This window comes from Shinella sp. (assembly GCF_049651085.1).
Classification (GTDB): Bacteria; Pseudomonadota; Alphaproteobacteria; order Rhizobiales; family Rhizobiaceae; genus Shinella.
The window spans coordinates 1-19,526 of the sequence record NZ_JBASBL010000007.1 but is presented as its reverse complement, the minus strand read 5'-3'; the positions used below and the strand labels follow the sequence as shown (position 1 = coordinate 19,526).

The following is a 19,526-nucleotide window of genomic DNA, read 5'->3' as shown; positions in this document are numbered from 1 at the left end:
TTTGAAAAGCTGGCGGACTGGTGCCACGATGCGCCGGAAGGGTCAAGGGTTTCGGCGGTTCGCCGAAACCCGCTCAGTGCGTCCCGCGATCAGGCGCATTAGCCTGTTCACAGACAAGATGCTCCGGATTCAAAGGACGCGCTAGTGCCGTTCGAGGGAGCGGAAGAGCCCCGATCCGGCAGTCTGCGCAACGGCCTGCACCCGCTGGGGCGCCAGGTTGGGCACCTGCGCAAGGCGGCGGCGCGCGCCGCCCGGAACGCGGGCGCCATACCAGGCTGCAAGCATCGGCAGCTCGCGCGCCAGCGATCCCTTCTCCTGCCAGCCGAGCGCCCGCAGCGCCGTCGTGTCGAGCGGCGGGCGGCTGGCATTGCCCGGCCGTCCGCCGGTGAAGCTGACGCCGGAAATCGGATCCTGCACCGCATCGAGCACCATGCGGGCGATGGCAAGGACATCATGCACGTCGTTGCCGGCCACGTTGTAGGTGGCGTTTTCCGCCCCGCGCGTGATGACCGTCCGCATCGCCGCGCAAAAATCCGCAATGGTGACGAAGGCGCGGGTCTGCGTGCCGTCGCCATGCACCGGCAACGGCCGGCCGACGGCTGCCAGTTCCAGGAAGAGCGGCAGCAGCTTTTCCGTGTTCTGGCGCGTGCCGACGATGTTGACCGGGCGCAGCACACGGATATCGAGATCGTAGGAGCGGGTGAGGCCCGCGATCAGCATTTCCGCGGCGGCCTTGGAAGCGCCATAGGGATTGTCCGGCAACAGCGGCGTGTGCTCACCGAGCGGCCCGCCGGTGCCCGCGCCGTAGACATCCGCCGTGCTGACATGGATCATCAAGGGCACGCGGCGGCGGCCCATCGCCTCGACAAGCACCTGCGTGCCGAGCGCGTTGGCGACCGTGAAACGCTCCGGCACTGAAAAGGCGCGCTCGACATGGCTTTCGCCCGCCGCATGCACGACGAGATCGACGTCCTTCAGCATTTCCGTCACGAGGTCGAGATTGCCGATATCTCCTTCCTGGATCGTCACGCGGCCGGTGCGGAAGGCGGCGTCGAGATGGGACATGTCGGCGGCATAGGTGAAGGCGTCGAGCACGCGGATGCGGGCATTCGGGCAGTGTGCCAGAAGGTCGTCAACGATGTGCGAGCCGACGAAGCCAGCACCGCCCGTCACGACGATGGTGCGAATCCGATCGAGGGTGAGCGAGGCCATGGGTTTACTCCGTTCCGTGCAGACGCATCGTGGGTCGCCGGATGCGACCCTTGCCTCACAGATCGGTTCTCCTGCGCGCGGGTGCAACGGCAACCATCGCGCGTAAAGAGATAAAGCCGTCGTTAACCTTACGAGATGTGGTTAATGCGCCAAGGCGGCACAGAACGGCTTCTTTCAGCAATCCCGCAGCGGCACCGAAACGTGCCGCAACGCTACTCCTCGTCGCGGCGCAGGCGATATTCGCCGGTCTCCGGATCCTTGACGAGCGTGCCGGTCGCGCCCGTGCGGCGCTCCTCGTCGGAGCGCTTGCGCAGCTTGCTCAGCCGCTCGGCATCGGCGACGAACTTGCGGTAGCCGAACCAGGCAAGCCCGACGACCAGAAGCAGAAAGATGATCTGGGCCATCGCCCCTCCCCTTTTGTTTTCGTTGTTTATGCGGCGAGTGCCCCGACCGTCTTATCCGGAAAGGCCGAAGCGCCCCCACAGCGCCTTTTCCTCCGCAAGACCGGCCACGGCCGCCACGCCGGCAGAGCCTATACGCTCCGCCACGTCTGCGGAAAGCCCCCCTATGCCGGGGGACCTGCGACCGAACAGCCCCTTCGGCGTCGAAACAAGCTCCAGCCGCGTCTTCGGCCCGTAGCGGCGCTTCAGTTCCGTGCGCATGTCCGACAATCCGTCGACAAGGCCAAGCGCGCGGCCGCGGCCACCGGTCCAGAACAGGCCGGAGAACAGGTCCGGATCGTCCACCAGCCTGGTTCCGCGACGGGCCTTCACCATGTCGATAAACACCTGGTGGATCTCGAGCTGCAGGGATTTCAGATACTCGATCTCCTCTTCGCGCTCCGGCTGGAACGGATCGAGGATCGCCTTGTTGCTGCCGGCGGTATAGACGCGCCGCTCGACGCCGATCTTCTTGAGCATTTCCGGGAAGCCGAAACCGCCCGAGACGACGCCGATGGAGCCGACGATCGAGGTCGGATCGGCAAAGATCTCGTCGCCGGCGAGCGCGATCATGTAGCCGCCCGAGGCAGCGACATCCTCGACGAAGACCAGCACATGCTTGTTCTTCTCTGTCGCAAGATCACGGATGCGCTGGAAGATCAGCCGCGACTGCACCGGCGAGCCGCCCGGAGAATTGATGGAAATCGCAACGGCCGGCGCATCCTTGTAGGCAAAGGCTTTTTCGAGCGCGGGCGCGGCGGTGGCAAGGTTCAATGCCGGGCGGAGCTGGCTGCCGCTCGCCATGATCGCCCCGTGCAGCCGGACGACCGGGATCACGATGCCTTCCTTGCGGAACTTCTTCGGTACCAGCCTCTTCAAAAACCCGGCCATCGTGCGCTCAATCTCCTGTTTGGTTGCCCGGCTGATGTATGCACGACGGGCGAAAACGCAATGGCAACCGCTGAATATTCAGGCTTTGGATAGCCTGGCATAGGCGGTGTTGCCGTTGTTGAGGTCTTTGACGAAAGGCGTGAAGGCGTGCTGGCCGGGCTCGTGCATGACGAGCGGCATGCGCAGCGAAAGGCTGGTGCGCTTGCCCTTGATGGCGGTGACGAGGATACGCAGGGCCGCTTCGTCGGCACGCGGATGCAGCGCCGTGATCTCGATGCCGCCCAGGCGGCGGCCGCAGGCGGCGATGATCTCGCCGATCGATTGCGGGCGGGCGATCAGCGAGAGCTGGCCGCCCGGTTTCAGGATGGCTGCCGCCGTCCTGATCCAGCGTTCGAAAAGGTCTTCGTCCATCGCATGCGCCTCGGCCTTCAGGGCATCCGGCGGGCGGTTGTAGATACGGTCGTTGAAGGGCGGGTTCATGATCACATAGTCGCAGGCCTCGTCCACCAGCCCGGCCGCCACCCGCGCCCGGCCGGACAGCGAGACGTCCGCTTCGAGGACCGAGACCCGGCCGGCAAAGGCGGCATTGGACGGGAGCGCCAGCGTCTTGCGGGCAAAGTCGGCCATCAACGGCGAGCGCTCGACCAGCAGCACTTCGGCCTTTTCGATGCGCGCGGCGACGGCAAGGCCGGCGGCCCCCGCCCCGGCCCCCAGATCGGCGACCCGTATCGGCCCCTGCCCCGCCACCAGCGCGGCCAGCAGCATGGCATCCATACCGGACCGATGGCCGATGCCCTTCGGCTGCACGACATGGAAGCGACCATAGTGGAAGGCATCGACGGTTTCGATGACAGCCTTCTGCACTTGCGTGTGCGTCAGACCGTCGCCGCTCACGGACGCAGCTCCGCCGAAAGGCCCGCGTCCTTCAATATCTGCCGCGCCTCGTCCTCCCGGTCGCTTTCCACAAGAAAACGGCGTGGCAGCATGCCGAGCGAACCTTCGAGGATGCTCATGCCCTCGTCGGCGATCAGGCAATGGATTCCCGCCTCCTTCATGAGGCTCCCGGCAAAAGAGAGCAGGACGGCGTCATTGGTGCGGATCAGTTCGATCATTCCGGTCGTTTTCCAGCCATAATTCCGGAGGCGGGACATTTCGCCTCTTGCCGCAGAAGGCCCCGCTTTCTATTGTCTTTCAACAAAAATGAACAGGAGTCCGGCATTTGGGCGTCGTGATACCGCTTGAAGAAGGCAAAAACAAACAGGCGTCGGTGAAACCGCTCGTCGACCTCACGAAGGCCGATATGGAACGGGTGAACCAGCTCATCCTGTCCAAGGCCGGTTCCGACGTGCAGATGATTCCGGAGGTCGCCAACCACCTGATCTCGTCCGGCGGCAAGCGCCTGCGTCCCATGCTGACGCTCGCGGCCGCCTCGATGTTCGGCTATGACGGCGACCACCACGTGAAGCTTGCGACCAGCGTCGAGTTCATGCACACGGCAACGCTGCTGCATGACGACGTGGTGGACGAGAGCAACCTGCGCCGCGGCAAATCCACCGCGCGCATGATCTGGGGCAACCAGGCGAGCGTGCTCGTCGGCGATTTCCTGCTCGGCCAGGCCTTCAAGATGATGGTCGAGGTCGGCTCGCTGGAAGCGCTCGACGTGCTGTCCACCGCCGCCACCGTGATCGCGGAAGGCGAGGTGCTGCAGCTCTCCGTCGCCAAGAACATGGAAACGACCGAGGACGACTATCTCGAAGTCATCCGCGCCAAGACCGCAGCGCTCTTTGCCGCGGCAGCCGAAGTCGGCCCGATCATCGCCAATACCAGCAAGGCCCAGCGCAATGCGCTGAAATCCTACGGCATGAATCTGGGCCTCGCCTTCCAGCTCGTCGACGACGCGCTGGACTATGGCGGCAAGGCGGCTGATCTCGGCAAGAACACCGGCGACGATTTCCGCGAGGGCAAGATCACGCTGCCGGTCATCCTCGCCTGGCGCCGCGGCACGGCGGAAGACCGCGCCTTCTGGCGGGAAGCCATCGAGGGCGGCAAGAGCGACGATGCAAGCCTCGAGCATGCATTCGGTCTCATTTCGCGCTATGGCGGCCTGACGGACACCATCGCTCGCGCGCAGCACTACGGCATGATCGCCCGCGATGCACTGGCCCCGCTGCCGCCATCGCCATGGAAGGATGCACTGCTCGACGTCATCGATTTCGCGATCGCCCGCGTCAGCTGAACACAGGCGCCAAAATCGGTGCGGCAGGATTTTCTTGCCGCACCGCGCCAAAAAAGCCATTCTCTGCCGTCATGAGTCCATGACTGATTTGGGCGCCATCGTGGCATGATTTGTCATGCCCGGCTTCCTTTGAGTTCTGCAGCGCCCCTCGTATGACCGGCGGCGTTGTGGGGGGCGAACTCGATATTCTGTGGCGAAAGGCATTTTGATGCGGCATTCCCTTCTCCTTCGGCTTCTTTCCGGCGTGGCGATTGCGGCAAGCATCGCACTTGCCGGTTCCCTGGCCGGCCCTCTGGCGGCTCATGCGGAGGAAAAGCCCGCAGCGGCAGCCGCCGAGGAAACGCCGTTCGATCCGCTCAGCGTCAACACCTTCTCGGGTGCCTTCCTTGCCGCCCGCACGGCGGATTTCGACAAGGACTACGAGACCGCCGTCGCGCTCTACAAGATCGCGCTTCAGTTCGATCCGACGAATTCCGACGTCAAGCAGCGCCTGATGGTAACGCAGCTGATGAACGGCGACTTCGAGGAAGGCGTCAAGCTTGCCGATTCGCTGAAGACCGACCCGGCCGTCGAGCGCATCACCTCGGTCGTGCGCGGCATGGAGGCGATCCGCAAGCGGGAATACAAGAACGCCGAGCGGATCCTCGTCTACAAGGGACCGAACGATCTCGACCGCATGATGAACGACCTGCTGCTCGCCTGGGCCAAGTTCGGCGACGGCAAGTCGAAGGAAGCGCTCAAGCTCATCACGGGCATGGAAGGGCCGGAATGGCTCGGCATCTTCAAGAACTACCATGCCGGCGCGCTGGCCGCCGCCGCCGGTGACAAGGCGACCGCACGCGCACGGCTCAACGAGGCCATCCTCGACCGCAATGGCGCAAGCGCTGCGCCCGATACGTTCCTGCGCGCCGTGATGGCGCTCGCGCGCCTGGAAGCGCGCGACGGCAACAAGCAGAAGGCGCTCGATGCGGTTTCGGTCGGCGACAACTTCATCAACAGCTACGCGCCGCTGAAGGCACTGCGCCAGAGCATCGAGGCGGGCGAGAAGCAGGAGCAGCAGGTGCGCACTGCCGCCCAGGGCGCCGCCGCCGTACTCTTCTCGATCGGCGGGGCGCTGAACCGCGAAGGCGCGGAAGACATCGTCTCGCTCTATCTGCAGGCCGCGCGCGCGCTCGACCCGGATAGCGACGACGTTCTGGTGCTGCTCGGCGGTCTTGCCGAAGGCCAGAAGAAAGCCGACCGCGCGATCGAATACTACCGCTCCGTGCCGGAAAAATCGCCAATGCGGCGCATTTCCGAGCTGCAGCTCGGCCTCAACCTCGCCGATACGGGCAAGGTCGATGAAGCCAGGAAGCATCTCCAGGAACTGATCGATGCCGACCCGGCGGACCTGCGCTCCTATCTCGCGCTCGGCAGCGTGCTTTCCGACGCCAAGGACTACCAGGCGATGGCCACGCTCTACGACAAGGCCGTGGACGTGATCGGCGCCGTGCCGGCGCGCAACCACTGGAGCATCTTCTTCCAGCGCGCCATCGCCTATGAACGCCTGAAAGAATGGGAAAAGGCCGAGCCGAACTTCCGCAAGGCGCTGGAACTGAACCCTGACCAGCCGCAGGTGCTGAACTATCTCGGCTATTCCTGGGTCGACATGAACATCAACCTCGACGAGGGCCTGGACATGATCCGCAAGGCCGTGAGCCTCAAGCCGGATGATGGCTACATCGTCGATTCGCTCGGCTGGGCCTATTTCCGTCTCGATCGCTTCGACGAGGCCGTGGCCGAACTTGAGCGCGCAGCGGAGCTCAAGGCCGGCGACCCGACGATCAACGACCATCTGGGCGATGCCTACTGGCGCGTCGGCCGCAAGCTGGAAGCCACGTTCCAGTGGAACCGCGCGCTCGGCCTCAAGCCGGAAGAGGCGGAAATCCCCAAGATCAAGCTGAAGGTCGAAAACGGCCTGCCCGAACTGAAGAAGACCGAGCCGGCCTCGGCCGAGGCGAAGGATGAAAAGCCGGTGCAGGCCCCCTCGCCGGAAGTGTCGGCAACCGACCGCAAGTCCTGATCGCATGCCTGCTCCCGATAGCCTTCCGGGCTTCGCCGTCAGCGAGCAGGCGCCCGCCAAGATCAACCTCGCGCTCGCCGTTACCGGCCAGCGCGAGGATGGCTACCACCTCCTCGACAGTCTCGTAACCTTCACCGCCTTCGGCGACCGCATCGGCCTGACGCCGGCGGCGGAGGATCGTTTCACGCTTTCCGGCCGTTTTGCCGAGGCGCTGTCCTCCGATGGCGACAATCTCGTCACCCGAGCCCGCGACCGGTTGCGCGCCGCTCTTGCCCGCACCGGGCAGGCCGCCCCGCCCGTCCATATCCATCTGGAAAAGAACCTGCCCATCGCGTCGGGCATCGGCGGCGGCTCGGCCGATGCGGCGGCAACGCTGCGTGGACTGCTGCTGCTGTGGCAGGCGAGCCTGCCGACGGAAGAACGCGACGCCATCGCGATCGGCCTCGGCGCGGACGTGCCCATGTGCCTTGCGGGGCGGCCGCTGATCGCCCGCGGCGTCGGAGAGGACATCACCCCGGTCGCCATGCCGGCGCTCGCCATGGTGCTCGCCAATCCGCTGGTCGGGGTCTCGACGCCTGCCGTCTTCAAGGCGCTTTCCTCCAAGCACAATCCGCCGCTCGCCCTTTGCGCAAAACCCGCCGACTGGATCGACGCGATCGGCGACCTGCGCAACGACCTGGAGCCTCCTGCCCGCCAGCTCTGTCCGGAAATATCCATGGTCGCGCAGAGCCTTGCCGCGACCGAAGCGCGCGTCGTGCGCATGTCCGGTTCCGGCGCGACCTGCTTCGCGCTATACCCTTCGCATGAGGCGGCAGGAACGGCAGCGGCACTGCTTTCAGAACGGCATCCGAACTGGTTCCTCGCCGCCACCTCTACCCTGGGAGAGACCGATGGCGCGCCTTGACGAAACGAGACCCTTCATCCCGGTCGGCATCGCCGTGCTCACCGTCTCGGACACGCGCACGCCGCAGACCGACACGTCCGGCGACACGCTCGTCGCGCGCATCCAGGAGGCCGGCCATCGTCTTGCCGCACGCGCCATTGCGAAGGATGACGTCGCCGCAATTCGCGCGCAGGTCGAGGCCTGGACGCGCGATGACGCCATCGACGTGGTCATCACCACCGGCGGCACGGGTTTTACCGGCCGCGACGTGACGCCCGAGGCCCTGGAGCCGATCTTCGAAAAGCGCATGGACGGGTTTTCGGAAGTGTTCCACCGCATCTCCTACGACAAGATCGGCACGTCGACGATCCAGTCGCGCGCCACCGGCGGCGTCACCAACGCCACCTTCATCTTCGTGCTGCCGGGCTCGCCGGGCGCCTGCAAGGACGCCTGGGACGGCATTCTGAAGGGGCAGCTCGACTATCGCCACATGCCCTGCAATTTCGTGGAAATCATGCCGCGGCTTGACGAGCACCTGAAGCGCTCGGCCGGTTAGCGCATCGCCTCGGCGCGCATCGCCTTCACGGCCCAGGCCGGCACCATCTCGGCGGCCAGCGTGCGCAGCTTCGCGCCTCTTGCCACATCGGCAAGCGCCATGCCCGTGCGCACCGTCGCCAGAACCTGCCGCTTGTTGACGAGATAGCCCTGCTCCAGCGGCGGCGACTTGCGCCCGATCCGCTGCAGGAACGGACGGCGATAGCCGTGCGCCCCGGCAAAGCGCGCCGGACCGGGATTGACCGCGACATGATCGACAATGGCATCGACCCAGCCGGACAGCGGGCGCGCGCCGGGCTCCAGCAGCAGCAACCAGTCGCCGCGCGCCGCGCGCACGACATCCTCGATGTCCCACTCGGCCAGGAAACGGCAGCCAGCCGCATCCGCCACCTTTGACGAGCCGTCGCGCGAACCGTGATCGAGCACGATCACATCGCGCACCACGCCCTCGACGGCGCCCGCGACGAGCACCGACAGCGTCTGCGCCAGCTCGGCCTCATTGTCCCGGCATTCCATGATGATCGTCAGCATTCCCTCCAATACCGCATTGCAACATCGATTGCCACCGCCCGGCATTCGCATGATCAGCGAAGCGGAGCATAATTTTGTTCTTGCATTGTTCTCATTCCGGTAATAGGAATATAGTCATTGAACCGGAGCGACGCAGCGTCGTCGGAGACCACCATGAACGATCTTGCCAGCCTCAGGCAGGGCGCCCTCGCGCCCGGTCATACGAAAGACGTTGCCGATGCACTGCTGGCCGAGACGGGCCTGCGCATCGACGGGGATCGCCGGCGCGGGCGCGGGGCGGGCCTCAACTTCACCGGCCGGTTCGAGCCGGTGACGCGGGAAGGCTTCGACGATGGCTGGCAGACGCTGGAAGAACTGCCGCCCTTCCGCACCGAGGTGCAGATCGAGAAGCCGCGCACCATCATCACCCGCAACGAATCGCCCGATATTCCCTTCGACCGCTCGATCAACCCCTATCGCGGCTGCGAGCATGGCTGCATCTATTGCTTCGCCCGGCCGACCCATGCCTTCATGGGCCTTTCCGCCGGTATCGACTTCGAGGCAAGGCTCTTCGCCAAGCCCGACGCGCCGAAACTGCTGGAGCGCGAGCTGTCCAGACCCGGCTACAAGCCGCGCGCCATCGCCATCGGCACCAACACCGACCCCTACCAGCCGATCGAGAAGGAATGGCGGATCATGCGCCAGATCCTCGAAGTGCTGGACAAGGCGAACCATCCGGTCTCGATCGTCACGAAGTCGGCGCTGGTCATGCGTGACATCGACATTCTCTCGCGCATGGCGGCGCGCGGGCTGGCCTGGGTCGGCATGTCCGTCACCACGCTCGACCGCAAGCTCGCCCGCACCATGGAGCCGCGCGCCGCGACCCCGCCGCGCCGGCTGGAGACGATCCGCGCGCTGTCCGAGGCCGGCATCCCGACCGCCATCATGATGGCGCCGATCATTCCCGGCCTCAACGACCACGAAATCGAGAAGGTGCTCGATTCGGGCAAGGCGGCCGGCGCGCTGGAGGCAAGCTATGTCCTGCTGCGCCTGCCGCTGGAGGTAAGCCCCCTCTTCCGCGACTGGCTCCTGCGCAACTACCCGGACCGCTACCGCCACGTCATGTCGCTGGTGCGTTCGATGCGCGACGGCAAGGATTACGACGCGGAGTTCGGCAAGCGCATGAAGGGCGCCGGCCCCTATGCCTGGCAGATCGCCCGGCGCTTCGAGATGGCATCCAAGCGGCTGGAGCTGACCCGCACCCGCCGCAGCCTTGCCAGCGACCAGTTCGTGCCTCCGTCGGGCAGCGGCGTGCAGCTTTCGCTGCTGTGACCCTGCGCTCCCGAGGGCGCGCCGGGGTGTTGCGTAGCCGCTACTAAATCGTTTTCCCGGGCGTGCTCGCCCGGCCCGTCTTCCGGTCTGCCAGTCCCCGGGCACGCCGGTCGCCCCTCCGGCATCCGCCTCCAGCCGGAGGGCTTGCAGGGAATCGGATGGATGTGCGAGGTTCGCCGCATGTCCCGTACCGCATCCTCCGATTCCCGCCTTCTTTTCGATCTGCCCGAAGGGCCCGACTTCTCGATGGAGCTGGCCGCCCGCAAGCGCGGCCTCTGGCCCGTCGCCGGCACCGACGAGGCGGGCCGTGGTCCGCTCGCCGGTCCCGTGGTGGCCAGCGCCGTGATCCTCGATCCAGACAATATTCCGCCGGGCCTGCACGATTCCAAGCAGCTGAGCGCGGCCAAGCGCGAAGCCCTGTTCACGCTGATCATGCAGAGCGCCTTCGTCTCGGTCGCCTCCAGTTCGTCGCGGCGTATCGACGTCATCGACATCCGCAAGGCCAGCCTCGATGCCATGCGCCGGGCCGTGGCGGGCCTCGAAATTGCGCCGAAGCTGGTGCTCACGGATGGGCGCGACGTGCCACCCGGGCTTGCCTGCGAGGGCCGCGCCGTCGTCAAGGGCGATGCGCTCTCCCTCTCCATCGCCGCCGCCTCCATCGTCGCCAAGGTCATGCGCGACCGCATGATGGCGCGCGCCGAAGCGACCTTCCCCGGCTATGGTTTCGCCATCCATGCAGGCTATGCCACCGAGATCCACCGCAAGGCCATCCAGACCATCGGCCCCTGCCGCCTGCACCGCATGAGCTTCCGGCCGCTGCGGCAGGATTGATCCCGGGCGCACGCTCGCCCCATCCCAATCCGGGTCCGTAGTCCATCGCGACACGCGCATGTGAAATGAGAGCCAAAACGAAAAAGGCCGGATTGCTCCGGCCTTTTTCAAATCTGTCTGTTGGATGACCCTCAGTTGAGGCGGGTCTTCACTTCGCTGATCGCGTTGTCGAACAGCGTCTTGCCGGTGGCGGCGTCAGACTTGGCGCTGATGACCTTTTCGGCGGCGGCGACGGCTAGGTCGACGGCAGCGGCACGAACGGCGTTGATCGCGTCGGCCTCGGCCTGCTTGATCTTCTGCTCGGAGAGCGCCGTGCGGCGGGTCACGTATTCCTCGGTCTTCTGCTTGGCGTCTGCAGTCAGCGCGCTTGCTTCGCGTTCAGCGGCGGCAACGATGCTGGCGGCTTCCGCCTCGGCATCCTTGCGCTTGCGCTGGTATTCGGCGAGCAGGTGCTGGGCTTCCTCGCGAAGACGCTTGGCTTCCGCCAGCTCGTTCTGGATCTTCTCGGCGCGAGCGTCGAGACCCTTTGCCATCATGCCCGGAACCTTCAGGTAGGCGATGAGGGCGAGGAACAGCAGGAGGCCGACAAAGGCATAGAATGTTGCGTCGAATGCCATGGTTCGCTCCTACTTGCCTGCGGACGTTTTGACGGCCGAAGCGATTTCGGCCTTGGTGGCCTTGGCGCCGATCAGCTGTTCGACCACGGCTGCCGTGGTTTCCTCGGCAATCGAGCCGACATCGGCAAGCGCCTTGGCCTTGATTTCGGCGATACGTGCTTCGGCACCGGCGATCTTGTCCTGCAGCGAGGCTTCGATCTTGGCGCGTTCGGCGTCGGCCTTGGCCTTGGCTTCTTCGCGGGCAGTCGCGGCGATCGCGTTGCCCTTAGCGCGGGCGCTGGCCAGGTCCTGCTCGTAGGAAGCAATCGCAGCGTCGGCTTCGGCCTTCAGGCGCGAAGCTTCATCGAGGTCCTGCGCGATGCGGTCGTGCCGCGTCTCCAGGATACCGCCGATGCGCGGAATGACGACCTTCGACATGAGAAGGTAGAAAAGACCGAACGTGATCGCCAGCCACAGGAGCTGCGATGCGAACGTGGTCTGGTCGAACGGCGGGAAAACGCCGGATCCTGCTTCTTCGCCATGCGCGACACCTGTTTCGGTGTGCACTTCGCCTGCAGGCTGGGCCGCATGCGCATCCGCGGGGACCTCATGCGTCGTCGCAGGGGTTTCCGCCTGGGCGATTTCGAAAGGGGTGGACTCGGCCGATGCCAAGGTCACGGGCATGCTCACCTCCAGGGGGCACTCACAAAGAATGTACTAAGCGTACGATGGACCACGGCCCATGGGGCCATGGTCCAGTCCTCGGCCGATCTTAGACGGCGAAGAGGAGAAGGAGAGCGATGAGCAGCGAGAAGATGCCCAGAGCTTCCGTAACGGCGAAGCCGAATACGAGACGGCCGAACTGGCTGTCTGCAGCAGACGGATTGCGCAGCGCGCCGGAGAGGTAGCTGCCGAAGATGTTGCCGAGGCCGAGAGCCGTGCCGGCGAGACCGAACGTGGCAAGACCTGCGCCGATGAACTTTGCTGCTTCCGCTTCCATAGTGAAACTCCTTGAATGGGTTGTTGCGGCTTATAGCGACGCCGGGAAGGCGCCGGCGACTATTTCCTAGTGACCACCCGGATGCACGGCATCGTTCAGGTACATGCATGTCAGAACTGCGAAGACATAGGCCTGCAGGAACGACACGAGGAATTCGAGACCGGTCAGGGCGACCGTCATGAAAAGGGGCAGGATCGCACCGGCCACACCGACGGCGCCGAGCGCGCCGAGCGAGGTGACGAAGCCGGCGAAGACCTTCAGCGTGATGTGACCCGCCAGCATGTTGGCGAAAAGACGGATTGAGAGGCTGATCGGACGCGAGAGGAACGAGATGACCTCGATCGTGACGACCAGCGGCAGCAGCGCGCCGGGAACACCGGAGGGCACGAAGAGCTTCAGGAAGCCGAAGCCGTGCTTGTAGAAACCGTAGACGACGACCGTGCCGATGACGAGCATGGCCAGCGCGAAGGTTACGATGATCTGGCTGGTGATGGTGAAGAAGTAGGGGATCATGCCGAGCATGTTGGCCGTCAGCACGAACATGAAGAGCGAGAAGACCAGCGGGAAGAACTTCATTCCCTGGCTGCCCGCCCCTTCCCTCAGCATGGAGGAGATGAACTCGTAGGACATTTCCGAGACGGACTGCATGCGGCTCGGAACGAGGCCGCGCTGACCGGTCGTCAGATAGAGGAAGCTCGTGGCGGCCACGACGGTCGCGACCATGAAGAGCGAGGCATTGGTGAACGAGAAGTCGATGCCGCCGATTTCGATCGGAACAATCTTGTTGACCAGGAACTGATGGGTCGGATCGTTTGCCACCGTCTATCTCTCTCGCTTGCCCGCCTTTCGGCGGAAGTCATCCATTGATCGGAACGATACCGTCAGGCATCGTCCTTCGTGTCGGTCTCTCTGCGTCCGCTACCGGCCGGACCGGGCTCGCGGCCCGCCAGCCTGTCGACCGGATGGGGCGATGCCACCATGCCAGCCGCGCGCATGACGTTGAGAACGCCGGCACCGAAGCCAAGAAGCAGGAAAATGATCATTCCCCAAGGCCCTGTACCCGCAAAATAGTCCAAAAGATAGCCCAGAAGCGCTCCGACAATGACGGCAGCAACGAACTCGCTCGAGAGCTTCATGGCAACCGCATAGCCCTTCCGGCTTTCGGATGCCCTTGCCTCGGCGGCTGCTTCCGCCCCGTCGTCCTTGCGCCGATCCGCGAGTTCCGCGTCCAGGCGCTTCAGCCGGTCTTCCAGACTTCCCTTTTGATCGTCGGCCATGGCACCCTCCTCGTTGTTTCCGCCGGAGCCTTCGCCCCATTGCGGACATATTAAAGGCTAGGGTTCAAGCCATATCCGACCCCTCTCGAAGTCGGGCGCAACATAGTTTTAGGTGCCTGCATAGTCAAGGCATGGCGGACCTTTGCGCAACAGCAAATATATCGAATAGAATCAATAGATTGAGAATAATTGCCCGCAGAGCGCGACTCTCTGTCCCGGGAATCGCAAGGGCTGCGGCAGGGACTCACCCTGCGCGGCGGAGCCGTCAGCTCCAGCCGCCGCCATAGGTGCGGTAGAAGATGTGCTTGCCGATCTTGGCCACGCGCTTCATCGTCCGGCCCCAGGGCGGGTTCACATAGGTCGCGTGATAGTGCGTCGAGGAACCGACATCGTCGAACCAGATCTTGCCGGCAGTGACCGCCATGGCGATCTCCTTGGCGGTCTTCCAGTGCCAGGGCGAGAGAATCAGGTCGGGAATGCGGTCGCAGGCAAAGGAGAACTGGCAGCGGTTGCGCCAGTTTTCATTCTGGTAGACGACGCCGCAAATGGTCTGCGGATAGGCGGGGTTGCGCACGCGGTTGAGAATGACCTGCGCGACGGCGGCCTGCCCCTTCACTTCCTCGCCGCGCGCCTCGAAATAGATGCCTTCGGCAAGGCACTTCTGCTCCTTGGCGGTGAACACGTCGGCCGGCAGCGCAGTGGCGGCCCAGGCGTGATCCTCCGGTGAGATATCGGGGATGAAGCGGCCGAGTTCCTTCTTCGGCTTCAGGATCGAATCGAAGGGCGATTCTCTTGCATAGTCCGGCTCGACGCGCGCATAGGCGGTCGCCAGTACATCGGCCCTGTCATTGGTGACGAGGCTCGCGATCATCGGCGAGACGCCGCTGTCCTTGTAGACCGGCTTCTTCTTGTAGAAGGCCGTCGCAATCTCGATTTCCTTGCCCTGGATCTTCGCCTTGGCGAAGGCCATCCGCTCGCCGGTATCCAGGGTCGGGGAAAACAGCGAGGAGGTGCGTTCGAGAATCGAACCGGCGGCAAAGCCCTTCGGCGGCAGAACCGGCGTCACGGCGACGATGCGGCCCTTCTTGTCGCGGCGATTGACGCGATCCTCGTCGGGAATTTCGCCCTTGCCCTTGTTTTCGCTGCGCAACGCGGCGGTGATGCCGCCCGCCAGCTCCACCCCTGCCCCGCTTTCCACGCCCCCGGTGATCATCGCATCGGCGAACTCGATCTCCACCTCGTGCACGGAGCCGGCCGGCGAACGGGTCAGCACCATGGTCTGGTTGCCGCCCTTGCGGTTGAGGCCGGCAAGGTAGGTGGCAAGGTCCGTATGGGCCGATTGCGTCGGAAGGCTCGCGGCAAGGCCGAGACCAAGGGCGAGAGGGATTTTCCATTCCCGCTTCAGATAGACGAGGAAGCGGCTGGCACCTGCATGACGAATGCTACGCTTACGCAACTAACTACTCCGCACCCTGATGCGCGCACAGGCCCCGCCGCCAGCCAATGACCGGCGTCTTCTCCTGCCCGGATAATGTTCGTATGGGAGCCGGCTGCGCCGAAGCACAGGCCCAAAGCGGCTCGTTCTGAGGGTAAAATGAAGCATTAACCTTGATGCTTGGTTAATGCTCATGAACGGATCGAGGCAGACCGCCGCCGCCTCATCACGTTTTCGTCAGAACCCGCGGCCAAACCCCCGCGCCCGTGGCGGAAGCCGCATCAGATGACGACGTGCGAGCCGAGCTCCACCACGCGGTTCGTCGGCAGGCGGAAATAGTCCGACGGGTCTGTGGCTACGTTGGCGAGCGCGATGAACAGCCGGTCCTGCCAGATGGGCATGCCGGATTGCGCATCGGGCACCAGCTTGCGCCGACCGAGATAGAACGAGGTCGACATGATGTCGAACTTGTGGCCTGCCTTGCGCATCAGCCCGAGGCCCTGGGAGACGTTCTGCGTCTCCATGAAGCCGAAGCGCATCTCGATGCGCGAGAATCGGTCGGAAATCCGCTCCACCGTGAACCGTTCCGCCGGAATGACGCGCGGCGTGTTGGCGGTCTTGACCGTCAGGATGAAGTTGCGCTCGTGCAGCACGTGATTGTGCTTGATGTTGTGCAGCAGCGCGGCAGGGGCGAAATCCGGATCGCTGGTCAGGAAGATCGCCGTGCCGGTGACCTGCACGGGCGCATGAGCGCTGTGCTTTTCCACCGATTTGACGAAGGCCGGCAGCGGCACCTCGATACGGCGCGTCTTGTCGCGCAGGATGCGGGTGCCGCGCGTCCAGGTCCACATCACCACGACGACGGCAGCGGCGATCGTGACGGGCACGTAACCGCCGTCATGCACCTTGAGGAGGTTGGCGCCGAGGAAGGTGAGTTCGAGGAGGAAGAGCGGCAGGAGCACGACGGCGGCGGCAAGCGGCTTCCAACGCCAGCGCGCGCGCAGGAATTCGAAGGCAAGCACGGTCGTCACCACCATCGCGCCGGTGACGGAAATACCATAGGCCGTCGCCAGCCCCTCGGACGAGCCGAAGATGAAGACAAGGGCCATCACGCCGAAGAGCAGCACGGTGTTGACCCCCGGCAGATAGATCTGGCCGGTCTGGGTTTCCGAGGTGTGGAAGATTTCCATGCGCGGCAGGAAGCCCAGATGGATCGCCTGACGCGTCAGGGAGAAGGCGCCGGTGATCACCGCCTGGCTGGCGATGATGGTCGCCGCCGTCGCGAGAATGACGACAGGCAGGAGCGCCCATTTCGGAAACATCAGGAAGAACGGATTTGCGATCGTTTCGGGATGGGCGAGCACCAGCGCGCCCTGGCCGAGATAGTTGAGCGTCAGCGCCGGAAACACGAGGCAGAACCAGGCCCACTGGATCGGCCGGCGGCCGAAATGGCCAAGGTCCGCATAGAGCGCTTCGGCGCCGGTGACCGTAAGGAACACCGCGCCGAGAACGATGAGGCCGATATAGCCCTCGGTCACCATGAAGAGCACGGCATAATAGGGATTGAAGGCCGCGAGGATACCGAGATCGTCGCTGATATGGTTGAGGCCCCCGAGGCCCATGACGATGAACCAGACGGCGGTGATCGGCCCGAAGAACTTCGACACGGCTGCCGTTCCGAGCGACTGCACGGCAAACAGCATGACGAGGATGACGACCGAGATGGGCACGACATAGTCGCCGAGCGTCGGCGTCACCAGCTTCAGGCCCTCCACGGCGGAAAGCACCGAAAGCGCCGGCGTGATCATGGCGTCGCCGATGAACAGCGCCGCACCGATCGCCCCCATCAGGAAGAGAACCGGGGCATGATTGCCCGCCGTCTTGGAAAGAAGCGCGAGCAGGGAAAGCGTGCCGCCCTCGCCATGGTTGTCGGCGCGCAGCAGGAAGAGCACGTATTTGATCGTGACGATGATCGTCAGCGTCCAGATCATCAGCGAGATAAGGCCCACCACCTCCTCGCGCACCAGTCCGTCATGGGCGACCGGACGCAGCGCCTCGCGGAAAGCATAGAGCGGGCTCGTGCCGATATCGCCATAGACGACGCCGATCGAGCCGAGAGAAAGAAGAAACAGCGTGCGCCCGCGGCTGTGGGAATGCGGTGCGCTTCCGGTATGTGACTGCATGGGGCGATCAGGCTCTAGAGCCAGCCTTTCCAGCGGAAGAAGAAGAAGGGAAGGATCGCCGACAGCAGCATCGCCACAAGCGTCAGTGGATAGGCGTATGGGATCTGCAGCTCCGGCATGAATTCGAAGTTCATGCCGTAGGTCGACGCGATCAGCGTCGGCGGAAGCAGCACCACGGAGGCGATCGAGAAAATCTTGATAATAGCGTTCTGCTCAAGACTGATGAGGCCGAGCGAAGCGTCGAGCAGGAAGGTGATGTTGCCGGCGACGAAATTGGCGTGCTCGGACAGCGACTGTACGTCCCGCGTCACGGTGCGGCAAAGTTCGAGGCTCTCGCGGTCGGATTGCAGGGCAGGAAGCCCGTGCAGGAACGTCAGCACGCGTGAAAGAGACATGAGGCTGTCGCGCGTCTTGGCGACAAGGCGGTGCAGAGCGGAGACCTGCACGACGCGATCTTCCAGATAGCGCGGCGGGCGGCGGGAGAGGTGACGCTTGTCGCCGAACACTTCCAGGGAAAGCTTGTCGATCCGCGCCACGGCGATTTCGAGGATTTCCGCCGTCCGGTCGGCAACGGTCTCGAGCAGGCGCGTGATCATGACGGTAGGCGACGAGCATCCGCCCGCAATACGGTGCATCCCGCTCTTGAAGAGGGCGAAGGAGCGCGGCTCGGCATAGCGCACGGTCAGGAGCTTGCCGGCCGTCAGGATGAAGGCGACGTCCGTCAGGTGCGGCACGTCGCTTTCCGCCTTCACCATCAGCGAGGCGGTCATGTAGGCCGCATTGCCGTCGGTATAGAGGCGGCTCGACGGCTCGATGTCCTTGAGTTCGTCGCGGGTGGGAATCTCGATGCCGAGAACGCGCTCTATCAGCGCTTCCTCGTCATGGCTGGGTTCGACAAGATCGACCCACACGGCACCGGCAAGTGCGTCCGTCGCGGCAAGATCGGTCTCTGTCGGCAGGGCGCGTGCCTCGCCATTGGAACGGAAAACCGTGATCACCGGCGAGTGGCTCCGGAACGGACCATGCTCACACTCCCTCGCGCTTTTCCGCGCGTGATTGAACGCCGCCCGTTAGCTGTCGGCCGCGCATATTGCGCGGCGCAACACAAAAATCAAGGCCGCGGCGGTGAACACCGCGGAAGCTGGAGGTTCGCCTACTCGAAAACGATGGCCGGCGCGCCGCGGGCGCCCTTGGCCTGCACCGCTTCCAGTTCCTGCCAGACACGCGTCGCGATCGCGCGATAGGTCTTGGCGGCAGCGCCTTCGGGATTGGAGACGACGACCGGCGTGCCGGCATCGGAGGTCTCGCGGATGTCCATCGTCAGCGGCACCTCGCCGAGGAAGGGCACGCCGATGCGCTCGGCCTCCTTGCGCGCGCCGCCATGACCGAAAATGTCATAGCGATTGCCGGTGTCCGGCGCGATGAAATAGCTCATGTTCTCGACGATTCCGAGCACCGGAACCTCGACCTTGCTGAACATGTTGAGCCCCTTGCGCGCGTCGATGAGCGCAAGATCCTGCGGGGTCGAGACGATGACGGCGCCGGCAAGCGGCACCTGCTGGGCCATGGTGAGCTGGGCGTCGCCGGTGCCCGGCGGCATGTCGACGACGAGCACGTCGAGCTCGCCCCAGGCGACCTCGCGCAGCATCTGCATCAACGCCGACTGGATCATCGGGCCGCGCCAGATCATCGCCACTTCCTCGTCGACGAGGAAGCCCATGGACATGACCTTGATGCCGTAGTTCTCCATCGGCTTGATGATGCGGCCATCAAGCTGCTGCGGACGGCCGGTGATCTTGAGGAGGCGCGGCATGGACGGGCCATAGATATCGGCATCCAGGATACCGACGCGCAGCCCGTTGGCCTTCAGCGCCAGCGCCAGGTTGACCGAGGTGGTCGACTTGCCGACCCCGCCCTTGCCGGAAGCGACCGCGATGATGGCACCGACACCGGGAATGCCGGCTTTCGCGCGCTGCGGCGGCTGACCGGGTGCGGCATGGGCATGGCCGGCATGGCTGCCAGGATGATTGTGAACCGGCGCGGCGCGGCCGGGCGGCGGCGCGGTGGGCGCGCGGGATGCGGC

At 64.6% G+C, this 19,526-nt stretch carries 22 protein-coding genes; 6 read left to right on the top strand and 16 right to left on the bottom strand.

Annotated features, from left to right (window positions below; genetic code table 11):
• Positions 1 to 141 precede the first annotated feature (141 nt).
• From WA950_RS03335 to WA950_RS03315, 5 genes are all read right to left on the bottom strand, one after another.
• The gene (locus tag WA950_RS03335; protein ID WP_424550261.1) at positions 142 to 1,212 is read right to left on the bottom strand and encodes a dTDP-glucose 4,6-dehydratase; all 1,071 of its coding nucleotides are present in this window, start codon (positions 1,210 to 1,212) and stop codon (positions 142 to 144) included.
• 212 nt (positions 1,213 to 1,424) lie between these two features.
• Positions 1,425 to 1,616, bottom strand: a complete 192-nt coding sequence (locus WA950_RS03330; protein ID WP_424550260.1) for a hypothetical protein — start codon at positions 1,614 to 1,616, stop codon at positions 1,425 to 1,427.
• A gap of 51 nt (positions 1,617 to 1,667) precedes the next feature.
• The gene (locus tag WA950_RS03325; protein WP_424550259.1) at positions 1,668 to 2,543 is read right to left on the bottom strand and encodes a S49 family peptidase; all 876 of its coding nucleotides are present in this window, start codon (positions 2,541 to 2,543) and stop codon (positions 1,668 to 1,670) included.
• Positions 2,544 to 2,621: 78 nt separating this feature from the next.
• Positions 2,622 to 3,437: a tRNA1(Val) (adenine(37)-N6)-methyltransferase gene (locus WA950_RS03320; protein WP_424550258.1), complete on the bottom strand. Its 816-nt coding sequence runs from the start codon at positions 3,435 to 3,437 to the stop codon at positions 2,622 to 2,624.
• The gene (locus WA950_RS03315) at positions 3,434 to 3,655 is read right to left on the bottom strand and encodes a DUF2007 domain-containing protein (protein WP_424550257.1); all 222 of its coding nucleotides are present in this window, start codon (positions 3,653 to 3,655) and stop codon (positions 3,434 to 3,436) included. The genes WA950_RS03320 and WA950_RS03315 overlap by 4 nt, the downstream gene beginning before the upstream one ends.
• Positions 3,656 to 3,762: 107 nt before the next feature.
• Here WA950_RS03315 and WA950_RS03310 point away from each other — a divergent pair, with 107 nt between their 5' ends.
• Positions 3,763 to 4,779, top strand: coding sequence for a polyprenyl synthetase family protein (locus WA950_RS03310; RefSeq protein WP_424550256.1), 1,017 nt, complete (start codon positions 3,763 to 3,765; stop codon positions 4,777 to 4,779).
• Here the strand turns inward: WA950_RS03310 and WA950_RS03305 are convergent.
• A complete protein-coding gene (locus WA950_RS03305) occupies positions 4,772 to 4,996 on the bottom strand; it encodes a hypothetical protein (RefSeq protein ID WP_424550255.1) in 225 nt (74 codons plus the stop codon). The genes WA950_RS03310 and WA950_RS03305 overlap by 8 nt on opposite strands.
• Here WA950_RS03305 and WA950_RS03300 point away from each other — a divergent pair.
• Genes WA950_RS03300 through moaB form a run of 3 tightly spaced genes read left to right on the top strand, consistent with a single transcriptional unit; the run spans position 4,988 to position 8,280 of the window.
• On the top strand, positions 4,988 to 6,841 hold the full coding sequence (locus WA950_RS03300) for a tetratricopeptide repeat protein (RefSeq protein WP_424550254.1): 1,854 nt from the start codon (positions 4,988 to 4,990) through the stop codon (positions 6,839 to 6,841). The two genes, WA950_RS03305 and WA950_RS03300, sit on opposite strands and share 9 nt — an antisense overlap.
• 4 nt (positions 6,842 to 6,845) lie before the next feature.
• On the top strand, positions 6,846 to 7,745 hold the full coding sequence (locus tag WA950_RS03295) for a 4-(cytidine 5'-diphospho)-2-C-methyl-D-erythritol kinase (RefSeq protein WP_424550253.1): 900 nt from the start codon (positions 6,846 to 6,848) through the stop codon (positions 7,743 to 7,745).
• On the top strand, positions 7,732 to 8,280 hold the full coding sequence (moaB, locus tag WA950_RS03290) for a molybdenum cofactor biosynthesis protein B (RefSeq protein ID WP_424550252.1): 549 nt from the start codon (positions 7,732 to 7,734) through the stop codon (positions 8,278 to 8,280). The genes WA950_RS03295 and moaB overlap by 14 nt, the downstream gene beginning before the upstream one ends.
• On the opposite strand, the gene WA950_RS03285 is transcribed toward moaB, so the two are convergent.
• Complete coding sequence (locus tag WA950_RS03285) at positions 8,277 to 8,810, bottom strand: glycosyl transferase (protein WP_424550251.1); 534 nt, start codon at positions 8,808 to 8,810, stop codon at positions 8,277 to 8,279. The genes moaB and WA950_RS03285 overlap by 4 nt on opposite strands.
• A 153-nt stretch (positions 8,811 to 8,963) precedes the next feature.
• Between WA950_RS03285 and WA950_RS03280 the strand changes: the two genes are divergently transcribed.
• Both WA950_RS03280 and WA950_RS03275 read left to right on the top strand, forming a co-directional pair.
• Positions 8,964 to 10,121 (top strand): PA0069 family radical SAM protein, encoded by a 1,158-nt coding sequence (locus WA950_RS03280; protein ID WP_424550250.1) that lies wholly within the window; start codon positions 8,964 to 8,966, stop codon positions 10,119 to 10,121.
• A gap of 162 nt (positions 10,122 to 10,283) precedes the next feature.
• Entirely contained in the window at positions 10,284 to 10,952 is a 669-nt protein-coding gene (locus WA950_RS03275; protein ID WP_424550249.1) for a ribonuclease HII, read from the top strand.
• A 131-nt stretch (positions 10,953 to 11,083) separates the two neighbouring features.
• Here WA950_RS03275 and WA950_RS03270 read toward each other — a convergent pair whose 3' ends face one another.
• The 9 genes from WA950_RS03270 to apbC form a co-directional block, all read right to left on the bottom strand.
• The gene (locus tag WA950_RS03270) at positions 11,084 to 11,569 is read right to left on the bottom strand and encodes a F0F1 ATP synthase subunit B (RefSeq protein ID WP_424550248.1); all 486 of its coding nucleotides are present in this window, start codon (positions 11,567 to 11,569) and stop codon (positions 11,084 to 11,086) included.
• 9 nt (positions 11,570 to 11,578) lie between these two features.
• Positions 11,579 to 12,232: a F0F1 ATP synthase subunit B gene (locus tag WA950_RS03265; RefSeq protein WP_424550247.1), complete on the bottom strand. Its 654-nt coding sequence runs from the start codon at positions 12,230 to 12,232 to the stop codon at positions 11,579 to 11,581.
• An 88-nt stretch (positions 12,233 to 12,320) separates the two neighbouring features.
• A complete protein-coding gene (locus tag WA950_RS03260) occupies positions 12,321 to 12,548 on the bottom strand; it encodes a F0F1 ATP synthase subunit C (protein WP_160861648.1) in 228 nt (75 codons plus the stop codon).
• A gap of 66 nt (positions 12,549 to 12,614) precedes the next feature.
• Entirely contained in the window at positions 12,615 to 13,367 is a 753-nt protein-coding gene (locus WA950_RS03255; protein WP_424550246.1) for a F0F1 ATP synthase subunit A, read from the bottom strand.
• Between the two features lie 62 nt (positions 13,368 to 13,429).
• On the bottom strand, positions 13,430 to 13,825 hold the full coding sequence (locus WA950_RS03250) for an AtpZ/AtpI family protein (RefSeq protein WP_424550245.1): 396 nt from the start codon (positions 13,823 to 13,825) through the stop codon (positions 13,430 to 13,432).
• A 265-nt stretch (positions 13,826 to 14,090) separates the two neighbouring features.
• Positions 14,091 to 15,266, bottom strand: coding sequence for a cell wall hydrolase (locus tag WA950_RS03245; RefSeq protein ID WP_424550530.1), 1,176 nt, complete (start codon positions 15,264 to 15,266; stop codon positions 14,091 to 14,093).
• Positions 15,267 to 15,541: 275 nt separating this feature from the next.
• The gene (locus WA950_RS03240; RefSeq protein ID WP_424550244.1) at positions 15,542 to 17,443 is read right to left on the bottom strand and encodes a potassium transporter Kup; all 1,902 of its coding nucleotides are present in this window, start codon (positions 17,441 to 17,443) and stop codon (positions 15,542 to 15,544) included.
• Positions 17,444 to 17,457: 14 nt separating this feature from the next.
• A complete protein-coding gene (locus WA950_RS03235; RefSeq protein WP_424550243.1) occupies positions 17,458 to 18,441 on the bottom strand; it encodes a magnesium transporter CorA family protein in 984 nt (327 codons plus the stop codon).
• Positions 18,442 to 18,596: 155 nt separating this feature from the next.
• On the bottom strand, positions 18,597 to 19,526 hold a 930-nt coding region (apbC, locus tag WA950_RS03230), incomplete at its 5' end, for an iron-sulfur cluster carrier protein ApbC (RefSeq protein ID WP_424550242.1).